The organism is Amycolatopsis sp. NPDC114504 (genome assembly GCF_055633595.1).
Genome location: NZ_JBVKDU010000004.1, coordinates 203,215 through 213,230 on the forward strand (window position 1 = coordinate 203,215; position 10,016 = coordinate 213,230).

Below are 10,016 nucleotides of genomic sequence, written 5' to 3' on the forward strand. Positions count from 1 at the left end.
GCATGAAAGCCATCATCGTCAAGGACCCCGACGCCGGGGTCGACGGGTTGACCCTGACCGACCTCCCGGCCCCGCACGCCGCGGGGAACGACGTCATCGTGCGGGTGCACGCGGCCGGCTTCACCTCCGGCGAGCTGGAGTGGCCCGGCACGTGGACCGACCGGTCGGGCCGGGACCGGACGCCCAGCGTGCCCGGTCACGAGCTGTCGGGCGTCGTCACCGAGCTCGGCTACGGCACGACCGGCCTCACCGTGGGACAGCGCGTGTTCGGGCTCGCCGACTGGACCCGTGACGGGTCGCTCGCCGAGTTCACCGCCGTCGAAGCCCGCAACCTCGCACCGCTGCCGGCCGACATCGAGCACGCCGTCGCCGCCGCGTTGCCGGTCTCCGGACTGACCGCGTGGCAGGCGTTGTTCGACCACGGCCGCCTCCAGGCGGGACAGACGGTGCTGATCCACGGCGCGGCCGGCGGAGTCGGCTCGATCGCGGTGCAGCTGGCGAAGCGAGCGGGGGCGACCGTGATCGGCACGGGCCGCGCCCACAACCGTGACGTCGCCCTCGACCTGGGCGCCGACGCGTTCGTCGACCTGGACAACGACAAGCTGGAAGACGTCGGCGAAGTCGACCTGGTGCTCGACGTGTTCGGCGAGGAGATCGGCGTGCGCTCCGCCGGCCTGGTGCGCGCGGGCGGCACGCTGGTCACGATCGCCGCTCCGCCGGAGTTCGAGCCGCGGTACGGGCGGTCGGTCTTCTTCGTCGTGGAAGCGGACCGGGCCCAGCTCGCCCAGTTGGCCACGCTCGTGCGCGACGGCAGCCTGCGCGTTCTGGTCGGGACGCGCCATTCACTGGCCGACGTGCCTAAGGCGTTCGGTGCCGGACGGCAGGGTGGCGGGAAGCCGATCGTCGTGGTCGACGAGTCGTAGCGATCCGGGCGTCGCGGAGACGCTGCCGAGCGGGCGCGGCCGTTCCGGTCGACGGTTCGTGAAGTCGAGCAAGACCTTCGAGGCCTTCGCGCGGTCGAAGGCCGCGATCGCCTCCGCTACCGGGAAGCGGTGGGTTACCACCGGATCCACCGGCAGGCTCCGGCGAGGAGCGGCTTATCGCGCCGGGACGACGGTGATCGAGGTCAGCGGCCTCGCCCGGGTGCTGGCGGCATATTGGCTTGCCGCCGCACGGGGTGGTGTCTACGTTCCGGTGATGCGACTGCTGGCGGTGACCTTCGAGGCGGACAACCCGGCTGAACCGGCACGCTTCTGGGCCGAGCTGCTCGGCCGGGACGTCATCGACGGGGCCCTGCTCCCCGGCGGGGACACCCAGCTCGGCCTGCGGTTCGTACCGGGGCGCGACGGCCAACCCGGCGCGAACCGGATGCACCTGCACCTGACCAGCGCCGACCTCGACGACCAGCGGCGCACGGTGGCCACGGCGATCAGGCTCGGTGCCCGCCACCTCGACGTCGGGCAGCGACCCGAGGAAGGGCACGTCGTCCTGGCCGACCCGGCGGGCTACGAGTTCTGTGTGATCGAGCCCGGCAACGGCTACCTCGCCGGGTGTGGCCCGCTGGGCGAGCTCACCTGTGCCGGCACCCGGCGGGCCGGCCGGTTCTGGAGTGAGGCGCTGGGCTGGCCCCTGGTGTGGGACCGGGGCGAGCAGATCGCGATCCAGTCACCGCGCGGCGGCACGAAACTCGCCTGGGACACCTGGGATGGCGCGCCCGCGGCGCCGAACCGGCAGCGCTTCGAGCTGCTCCCGGACGACGGCGATCAGGAGGCGGCGGTGGACGCGCTGATCGCCCTCGGCGCCGCTCGGCTCGACGCCCGCGATGACGGCACCGTCGTACTGGCGGACCCGGACGGCAACGCGTTCTGCGTGCGTCTCCCCGCCGCGTCCGGATGACCGAGGACCGAGCCGATCGGCCTGTCATTCCCCCAGGCCGCCGACCCGGCCGCCGGCTACTGGTCGTCGGCGTCGAGGCGGCTCAGTGCCGCGGTGAGGAATGCGTCCCGGCGTTGTCCGAGGAGGCCGGCGTCGAGGTCTGTTCTGCCCTGGTCGTGGAGCGCCGGCACGCAGAACGCCATGTCGGCCAAGGTGACTGATGCCGCGACGACGTCCCAGTAGGCGACCTGCTCGGCTCGTCGGCCGGCAGCCCGCTGCCACCCCTCCAGGACCTGCTCGGCGGCGGGCAGCCCGAACATCAACGCCGCGTCGAAGCGCGCTCCGCCGAGGTCGATTCCCGGCGATCCGGCTCCGGCGCAGTCCCAGTCGACCAGGCCGGTGCAGCGGTCGCCGGACCAGAGGGTGTTCCCGAACCACAGGTCGCCGTGCACGAAGACGGTCGGGCCGCCGGGCGCGGGCAACCGTTGCAGGCGTTCTTCGGCCGCGGTCAGCAGCGCGGTCGTGCCCTTTTCCCGGCGTTGGGCCGCGAAGTCGACGTCCGCGATCGAGCGGGTCCGCACCGGCAGAGCGGTCCGCGGCGCCAACGGGACCGCCTGCAGCGCGGCGGCTGTGGCCCCCAAGCCCCGCAGGCGCTCGGTGGAGGCGACCGAGGGGATCCGGCTGTGCCCGGGCAGGACCGTCGTCAGCACCGCCAGGACGCCCGCCGCGGAACCGTCGAGATCCGTGGCGATCAGCCTGGCCGCGGGCAGCCGGTGGTCGCCGGCGACGCGCAGGGCCGCCACCTCGGTGGCGAACCGCTCGCAGTGGTCGGGATCGGCGGGGTCGCCGAGCCGCAGCACGGCCGCCTCGACGCGGCTGCCCGGTTCGAACTTCACAAGCCACGGATTGGCCCCCTGTCGCAGGCCGGTGGCCAGGTGGGCGCTGCCTCCCGCCGCGTCGCTCACCCAGCGCCGGACCTTCTCGGACAGTTCGTGCACCGTGATCACACCCCCGTGTCGAGCCTGAACATCGAGCGACCACGATGGCACGGGCGCCGCCGGCTTCAGCACCGGCCGCCGAGATGGGTGCGCAGTGCCTGGCCGAACCAGGTGAACACCGGTTCCAGGTCCGGGAGCGGAGGCCGGCCGTTGATGGTGGCCACCAGCTGCCAGTACCGCGTCACGCGAGGATCGTCGGCGACCTCGAGCCGTTCGAGGATCCATCGCTTCAGCTGGTCGTCATCGGCCTTGCCGAAGGTCTCGGCGTAACACGCGGTGAGCGTGCCGACGATGCCGCCGGCCTGCTCCGAGTCCGGTGCGATGCCCGCGGCGAGCGCCCGGCCGACGTCCTCGCGCACGGTCTCGGTCAGGTCGTGGTGCAGGCCGGTCGTGTCCCCGTCGGCGCGTTGGGCGGCCTGGTACTCGGCCATCCGCCGCACCGCGGCCCGGAAGTCGTTGTCCTGGACCAGCTCCACGAGTTCCATCCACGCCTCGACATGGTCGGGGGTGGCCATCTCCTGAGGGGTCGATTCCCGGTTCGCGACCGCGGCCAGCACCGCACGCCGCAGGCGCAGGACCCGGATGTGCACGTCGAGGGCGGCTGCGTGCGCGGCAGCGACCTCGGTCAGCGAAGTCTCGTCGGTCAGCGAAGTCTCGTCGGTCAGCACGCGCCGGATCGTGGCCAGGTCGATGTCCAGCTCGCGGAGCGTGCGGACCAGTTCCAGACGGCCCAGGGCAGCGACGTCGTACAGGCGGTAGCCGGCCGGGCTGTGACAGGTCGCCGGAACGATCCCCTTGTCGGAGTAGAACCGGATCTTCTTGACGGACAGACCGGTCCGCGCGGCCAAAGCCCCGATCGTGAGGAGGTTCTCGTCGTCCATGCCCCCAGCCTGCGGTCTCCCCCTGACGGAGACTCAACTTTTCACCCGGCATTCACGCGTTGATCACCTGAGCACGCCGGCTGTGTCAGGCTGGTGTGCGTGCACGCCGAACACACCGAAGAACCACGGTCCGTGGCCGAACTGGCCGCGGACCCGGACTGGGTGATCACCCGCACCGGCACGACCGGGCAGTGGCTCACCGCCGAGCGCGTCCTCGAGCGCGACGGCCGGCGCCGGCTCCTCGGGCTCACCCCGATCCGGCCCGGCACCGTCGCGCTCATGCTGTGGTCCGGCGGCGACGTCGTCGAGCACTTCCGCGGCAGCGAGGCCGAGGCCTGCTCGACGGCTCTCCGGTGGACGGCCGAATTCCTGGCCGGCGAGCGCTAGCACCCGGTCGCCTCGCGCGCCACCGGACCCGATCGGGTGGGTCCGGTGGCGCTGGGGCGGCCGCTACGCCAGGGTCCACTCCGAGGTCCAGCCCAGCGGCGGGGCGTAGCGCTGAACCCAGTACTTGTTGCTGGCCGCCACCCAGATCACGACCCCCTTGGATCCGTTGGGGGTCTCGTCCACGGCGTAGGCGATGTCGTCGGCGAGCCCGTTGCCGCCCATCTTCTTCCAGCCTCCGGAGTTGGGCCACGCGTGCCAGACCGTGCGGTCGGTGGAGATGCCGAAGCACTCGTCGCTGGTGTGGATCCAGTCGACGACCATGACGAAGGACCCCTGTTTGAACGTGCCGTAGTAGCCGTAGCAGGAAACCCTGCCACTGGCCGGTACCGCCGTGTAGTGGAATGACGTGCCGGCGGCCGGCGCCTGCGCGGCCGAACTCTCCGTCGGAGTCGCGTTCACCGCCGCGTTCGCCGCCGCCGGCGAGGCGGAGGTGATCACCGCGGCGAGCACCATCCCCGCCGCCATCGACCAGCTTCGCGCCACTCGTGTCCGGAACATCATCCGGTACTCCCCTCACCAGCCGCGCCCGGTCGTTCCGGACGCACCGACGGCCAACGCCCGGGTCACTCACCCGGTTTACGCGCACTCGATCGATTCACCCGATCGGCCGCACGACCAGTCCGGGAAGTCGGTGCGGTGAACGCTATTTCTCCCGCGGCGCGGGATTGTGTGATAGGACGGATTCCGGCTCGCCAGGGACTGTGAGCGAACGATGAGGGGAAAGCCCATGCGGATGAATTCCGGATTCACGTCACAATGGCCGGCGACGGCCAAGAGGAAGGCTCGCGCGGCGATGGCAACGGCTGCCGCAATCGCCGGGCTGGTTCTGATGGAAGCACCCGCGGCCACCGCCGCACCGGCCGGGACTTCCCATGACTTCCTGGTCTACGGCGCGGACGGAAGCAGCTACATCACCGGAAGCGTGCTCTTCGCAAACCGTTCGGCCAGCGTCCAGGCGACATTTCACGCAGTCGGGTGCCGACGGTTCTACGCTTACGCACTCGCGGGCACGACTCAGTTGGACGTCAGAAACACGAGCACTCATTGCAACTCCAACACCGGGGAGGACATCCCTCTCAAAGCCGATGTCCCGGGTGGAGCCAATCACGTCAAAGTCAGCTTGACCGACCAGAACGGACAAAACCCTCGCACCGGCGATATTTATCGCTGAATGGGATCTGATTCTCACCGGCGGGTGAAGACCGGCTTGCCCGCCGGCGGCTCCAGCAGTACCTCGACGGCGTCGGCGTAGTCGAACGGGCCGGCCAGGATCGGTGCTGGGTCCAAGGTTCCGTCGCCGACCAGCTTCAGCACGTCCGGCACGTGCGGGCTCGCGTGAGGCGGACCCACGACAAGATTGATACCCGTGCCGTACAAAGCGAAGTACGGCAGACGCGGCTCTCCGAAGTAGACAGACCGGATCACACACGTGCCGCCGGGGCGGGTGGACAGCAGCGCGCACCGGAACCCCTCCGCCGCGGCCGACGCGTCCACCACCAGGTCGAAACGGCCGTCGAGGCGGTCGGGGTACGCGTCGGCCGCCACCACCGCGGCGCCCGCGGCCGCGGCCTTCGCACGCCGCCCTTCGTCCACGTCGAAGTACGTGACCTTCGCGGCCCTCAGTGCGATGGCGCTCAAGACCGTCAGCAACCCGAGGCTGGCCGTTCCCCCGACCACGAGCACCTCGGCCTCCGGCTGAGCATCCAACGTCGGCCGGACCGCCTGGAAGGCGTCGGTCAGGTTGTCGCTGGCCGAGGCGGCCAGGAACGGCTCGATCGACGACGGCAGCGGCGTGAGGTTGTGCCGTGCCCACGGAACGCGCACCAGCTCGTCGAACAACCCACCCCACAGACCGCCGACGCTCGTGCCGAAGGACGCCAGCGCCGGCACCGAAGCGCACGCGCCCGGGAGGTCGCGCCGGCAGTTTTCGCACGTTCCGCAGCTGATGTGCCACGGGATGACCACCCGCTGGCCGATCCGGAGCTCCGGCTCGTCGCCCGCGAGGTCGACGACTTCGCCGACCGCCTCGTGGCCGAGCGCGAACGGCGTCTCGAACGGCGAAGGCGACACCACGAGCCGCCGGTCGAGGTCGCAGGCCGCGGACGCGATGGGCCGCACCAGTGCGTCGCCGGACGCGGACACGCGGGGCGCCGGCCGGTCTTGCCACTGCAGGCTCCGGGGGCCGGTGAGGACGAGGCTTCGCATGGGTCTCCCGACACCGACTAGACGATTCTCTCTAGAGAGAAGACTCTAGAGAGGGCGTTCGCTATCGTCAACCCATGCCACGACCCGTCCACGACACCTCGGCGATCCTCGACGCGGCAGTGCGGCTGCTCGCGACCGGGAGCGCCGACGCCATCACCATCGCCGGCGTCATCCGGGAAGCGGCGGTGTCCAGCGGCTCCGTCTACCACCGGTTCCCCAACCGCGCGGCGCTGCTGGCCGCCGTCTGGAACCGGGCGGTGCAGGGCTTCCACGCCGAGCTGTACCCGCTCTTCGACGACGAGCCGGTGGCCGCGGCCGCCGCCCTCGGGCGCCGGACGGTGTCGTGGTGCCGCGCGAACCCCGCTGACGCACGGGTGCTGCTGGCCGGCCTCGGCTCCTTCGAACCCACCGCCTGGCCCGCGGAGAGCCGCAGCTCGCGCGAGGCCGACCAAGCACGCTGGGACCAGCACATCCGCCGCCTGGTGACCGACCTCAAGGCGGCGACCGGACGCGCGACGGCGGAGGTCCTCCTCATCGTCGTCGACCTGCCTTACGCTGCCGTGCGCCGTTACCTCGGCGCCGGCCGGGACATCCCGGCGACGCTCGACGGCATCGTCGAGCAGATCATCCGGTCACAGCTCACGCAGCGATGAGACGAGCGCGGAGGAACGCGAGGATCTCGTCACGGGCTCGCACTGTCGGGTGGCCGTCCTCATCCGTGAAGTGGGCCGTCACGACACTGTGCGGCGTCCCCACCACCTCCCGGAAGAAGGGCGGCGGCGCGGGGTTCGCGCATTCGCCCGGCAGGACACGGCCGTCGAATCGATCGCCGAGCAGCCGCGCATAAGCCGCGAAACGCTGTCCGGTGCACCACTTGTCGTTGTCGAAACGGTAGGCCAGCGCCGTCAGGTCGTCGCGGGCGAAGCGCTCCTGGATCGCGGCCGCGTCCTCGGGTGAGAGCTCGAGGCCGGCCGGGTCGTCCAACGGCAGCGACGGGTGGTTCGGCACCGGCGCGATCACGGCCGGCTCCAGCGCCATCGTCAGCGCGAAGTTGCCGGTGAAGCACATGCCCACCGCACCGACGCCCGGACCTCCGCATTCCGCGTGCGCCGTGCGCGCCAGAGCTCGCAGCCACTCCGCGACCGGGCTGGTGCCCCCGCCGGCGAACGCGCGGAACTCCTTGCTGACACAGGCCCGCCGGAGGATCGGCTCGGCCAGTTCGACCGTGGGGTACGCGCCGTCGACGCCGAAGAGGGACGGCAGGTACACCGTGAACCCGGCGTCGCGCACCCAGCGCCCGAACCGCACCACGTCGGGGCTGATCCCCGGCATCTCCGGCAGCACGACCACCGCCGGGCCGTCGCCGGCCACGTGAACGACCTTCTCCTTCCCGGCGAGCGAAACGACTCGCCGGGCGAAGCCGTCCAGGACGGCGTCGTCGACATCCACGGGCGTCCTCCACTATGCGACCGATCGGTCGTGTTGTCGGCAATCTACACGACCGATCGGTCGTCTACAATCACGTCATGGCCGACGCACCCTCCCCGCGAGCGGACGGGCGCCGCGCCCGCGGTGACCGGACCCGTCAGGACGTCGCCCGGCAGGCCGCCATGGCCGCGACCGTGCACGGGCTGGACTCCATCACCGTCGGCTCCCTCGCCGAGCGGACCGGGCACAGCAAGAGCGGGATCCTGACCGTGTTCGCCAGCCGGGAAGCCATCCAGCTCGCCGCCGTCGCCGAGGCCCGCCGCCTGTACCTGCACCACGTGATCGCTCCGGCGTGGGACGTCGAGCCAGGCAAGCTCCGCCTCCGGGCCGTGCTCGCGAACTGGGTCACCTACCTGCGCGACGGCGTCTTCCCCGGCGGCTGCTTCATCGCCACGACGTCGGTCGAGTACGGCCACCGGGAGGGCCCGGTGGCCGACGCGGTCCGCCGGCTCACCCGCGAATGGCTGCACCTGCTGGAAACCGAACTGTCCATTGCGGACACCGCCGAGCCGGCGGACGACGCCTTCCGGATCGACGCGTACCTGCGCGCCGGCGCCACGCGCTTCCAGCTCTTCGGCGACGGCACCGAGCTGGACCGCGCGCACCGCCTCGCGTCGGACGTCGTCGGCTGACGCCAACCGCGGCGTGCTCCAGGGCGAGGTACGGCGTGTCGTTGGCGGGGTCCACCGCCTGCTCAGGTCACCTTGATGACGACCTTGCCCGACGGGTGGCCGTTCTCGACGGTGGCCAAGGCGGCCGGAGCGTCGGACAGCGGGTGGACCGCCGTGATCACCGGGGCGAGGACTCCCTCGAGCGCCAGCCGGGCCGCGCGCTCCAGGTTCTCGCGGTCCAGGCGCCGGTCGACGAAGCGGCCGCCGATGTCGGTCACGGACTGGTCGCCCACCGCGATGACGGTGTGCGGCTCGCGTGCCAGCGGGGCGATCGCCCGCAGGGAGGTGCCGCCGACCAGGTCGACGATCCCGTCGAAGCCGCCGGGCAGCAGCTCCCGGGCCGCGGCGACCACGTCTCCCGCGGTGTAGTCGACGAACCGCACCCCGGCGGCCTCGGCCTGCTCGCGCTTGGCGGCACTGCCGGTGCCGACCACCCGCAGCCCGCGCGCGGCGGCCAGCCGGGCGACCGCCAGGCCGACGCCGCCGCCGACCCCGTTCACCAGGATCGTGGCGCCGGCCGGGAGGCCGAGCTGGTCGAGCGCGTCCACCGCGGTCGTTCCCGCGATCGGCAGCGTCGCCGCCACGGTGGCCGGCAGTCCATCCGGGACGCGGGCGGTGTTCGGCGCCGAGAGCACCGTCGTCTCGGCGTAGGTGCCGCCGCCGGTGAGCGCGAAGCCGAAGACCGCGTCGCCCACGGCGAGCCCGTCGACGTCCTCCCCCAGCGCGAGAACGGTCCCCGCGGCCTCCATGCCCAGCACGCGGGGAAACGGGCGGCCGCCGTCGAGCCCGGGGACCAGGCCCGCGCGCAGGAGGTGGTCGAGGGGGTTGACCCCGGCGACGTCGACCCGGATCAGCACCTCACCCGGACCCGGGACGGGATCGGGACGGTCGAAGAATTCCTGCACCTCGGGTCCGCCGTGCGCGCCGAAGCCCCATGCCTGTCCCATTTTCCGCTGCCTTCCGGGTGACCGGCCCGGTGTTTCCGGGCCCTGCGGCCATCGTCACCGTTCACACCGGTGTCAGGGGCAACCGGCTGAGGCGCGGGTCACAGCGTCAGGCCGGCTGGGTCACCAGCTCCGCCTGGTGGCGCCGGTTGGCCTCGATCACCACGTCGAGCGCGTCCCGGGATTCCCGCAGCCGCGCGATGTCGGCGTCGATCCGGTCGCGCTCGCGCGTCATCGTGGCGAACGCCGACTCGACGACGTCCGGGTCGCTCGGGGTTTCGACGCACGGCAGCACCGCCGCGATCACCCGGCTGGACAGGCCCGCGTCGAACAGCTGCCGGATGAGCGACACGCGCTCGACCTCGGCGTCGGAATAGTGCCGCTGCCCGGCGTCGGAGCGTGAGCTGGTCAGCAGGCCCTGCGCTTCGTAGTAGCGCAGTGAGCGCGAACTCGCGCCCGTGCGCCGGGACAGCTCGCCGATTCTCATACCGGCGAGGTTACGCCGCG

13 protein-coding genes are annotated in these 10,016 nt (G+C 71.8%); 6 read left to right on the plus strand and 7 right to left on the minus strand.

The annotated features are described in order from the left end of the window. The first annotated feature begins 2 nt into the window (after nucleotides 1-2). Nucleotides 3-923, plus strand: a complete 921-nt coding sequence (locus ACZ7PG_RS30855; RefSeq protein WP_470242639.1) for an NADP-dependent oxidoreductase — start codon at nucleotides 3-5, stop codon at nucleotides 921-923. Between the two features lie 274 nt (nucleotides 924-1,197). After that, nucleotides 1,198-1,896: a VOC family protein gene (locus ACZ7PG_RS30860; protein ID WP_470242640.1), complete on the plus strand. Its 699-nt coding sequence runs from the start codon at nucleotides 1,198-1,200 to the stop codon at nucleotides 1,894-1,896. 56 nt (nucleotides 1,897-1,952) lie between these two features. Here ACZ7PG_RS30860 and ACZ7PG_RS30865 read toward each other — a convergent pair whose 3' ends face one another. Further along, nucleotides 1,953-2,873, minus strand: a complete 921-nt coding sequence (locus ACZ7PG_RS30865) for an aminoglycoside phosphotransferase family protein (RefSeq protein WP_470242641.1) — start codon at nucleotides 2,871-2,873, stop codon at nucleotides 1,953-1,955. Between the two features lie 65 nt (nucleotides 2,874-2,938). After that, nucleotides 2,939-3,754, minus strand: coding sequence for a MerR family transcriptional regulator (locus tag ACZ7PG_RS30870; protein ID WP_470242642.1), 816 nt, complete (start codon nucleotides 3,752-3,754; stop codon nucleotides 2,939-2,941). Nucleotides 3,755-3,853: 99 nt separating this feature from the next. On the opposite strand from ACZ7PG_RS30870, the gene ACZ7PG_RS30875 reads away from it, so the two are divergent. After that, a complete protein-coding gene (locus tag ACZ7PG_RS30875; protein ID WP_470242643.1) occupies nucleotides 3,854-4,141 on the plus strand; it encodes a hypothetical protein in 288 nt (95 codons plus the stop codon). Nucleotides 4,142-4,204: 63 nt separating this feature from the next. Here ACZ7PG_RS30875 and ACZ7PG_RS30880 read toward each other — a convergent pair whose 3' ends face one another. Beyond that, a complete protein-coding gene (locus ACZ7PG_RS30880; RefSeq protein ID WP_470242644.1) occupies nucleotides 4,205-4,702 on the minus strand; it encodes a hypothetical protein in 498 nt (165 codons plus the stop codon). 226 nt (nucleotides 4,703-4,928) lie between these two features. Here ACZ7PG_RS30880 and ACZ7PG_RS30885 point away from each other — a divergent pair, with 226 nt between their 5' ends. Then, nucleotides 4,929-5,372: a hypothetical protein gene (locus tag ACZ7PG_RS30885; protein ID WP_470242645.1), complete on the plus strand. Its 444-nt coding sequence runs from the start codon at nucleotides 4,929-4,931 to the stop codon at nucleotides 5,370-5,372. Between the two features lie 14 nt (nucleotides 5,373-5,386). Here ACZ7PG_RS30885 and ACZ7PG_RS30890 read toward each other — a convergent pair whose 3' ends face one another. Next, a complete protein-coding gene (locus tag ACZ7PG_RS30890) occupies nucleotides 5,387-6,406 on the minus strand; it encodes a zinc-dependent alcohol dehydrogenase (RefSeq protein WP_470242646.1) in 1,020 nt (339 codons plus the stop codon). Between the two features lie 74 nt (nucleotides 6,407-6,480). On the opposite strand from ACZ7PG_RS30890, the gene ACZ7PG_RS30895 reads away from it, so the two are divergent. Further along, the gene (locus ACZ7PG_RS30895) at nucleotides 6,481-7,059 is read left to right on the plus strand and encodes a TetR/AcrR family transcriptional regulator (RefSeq protein WP_470242647.1); all 579 of its coding nucleotides are present in this window, start codon (nucleotides 6,481-6,483) and stop codon (nucleotides 7,057-7,059) included. On the opposite strand, the gene ACZ7PG_RS30900 is transcribed toward ACZ7PG_RS30895, so the two are convergent. Next, nucleotides 7,046-7,855, minus strand: a complete 810-nt coding sequence (locus ACZ7PG_RS30900; protein WP_470242648.1) for a dienelactone hydrolase family protein — start codon at nucleotides 7,853-7,855, stop codon at nucleotides 7,046-7,048. The two genes, ACZ7PG_RS30895 and ACZ7PG_RS30900, sit on opposite strands and share 14 nt — an antisense overlap. 77 nt (nucleotides 7,856-7,932) lie before the next feature. Here ACZ7PG_RS30900 and ACZ7PG_RS30905 point away from each other — a divergent pair, with 77 nt between their 5' ends. Next, the gene (locus tag ACZ7PG_RS30905) at nucleotides 7,933-8,526 is read left to right on the plus strand and encodes a TetR/AcrR family transcriptional regulator (RefSeq protein ID WP_470242649.1); all 594 of its coding nucleotides are present in this window, start codon (nucleotides 7,933-7,935) and stop codon (nucleotides 8,524-8,526) included. A gap of 62 nt (nucleotides 8,527-8,588) precedes the next feature. On the opposite strand, the gene ACZ7PG_RS30910 is transcribed toward ACZ7PG_RS30905, so the two are convergent. Together ACZ7PG_RS30910 and ACZ7PG_RS30915 are read right to left on the minus strand one after the other, a co-directional pair. Next, entirely contained in the window at nucleotides 8,589-9,512 is a 924-nt protein-coding gene (locus tag ACZ7PG_RS30910) for a quinone oxidoreductase family protein (protein ID WP_470242650.1), read from the minus strand. 106 nt (nucleotides 9,513-9,618) lie between these two features. After that, nucleotides 9,619-9,996 (minus strand): MerR family transcriptional regulator, encoded by a 378-nt coding sequence (locus ACZ7PG_RS30915; protein ID WP_470242651.1) that lies wholly within the window; start codon nucleotides 9,994-9,996, stop codon nucleotides 9,619-9,621. Between the last annotated feature and the right edge of the window lie 20 nt (nucleotides 9,997-10,016).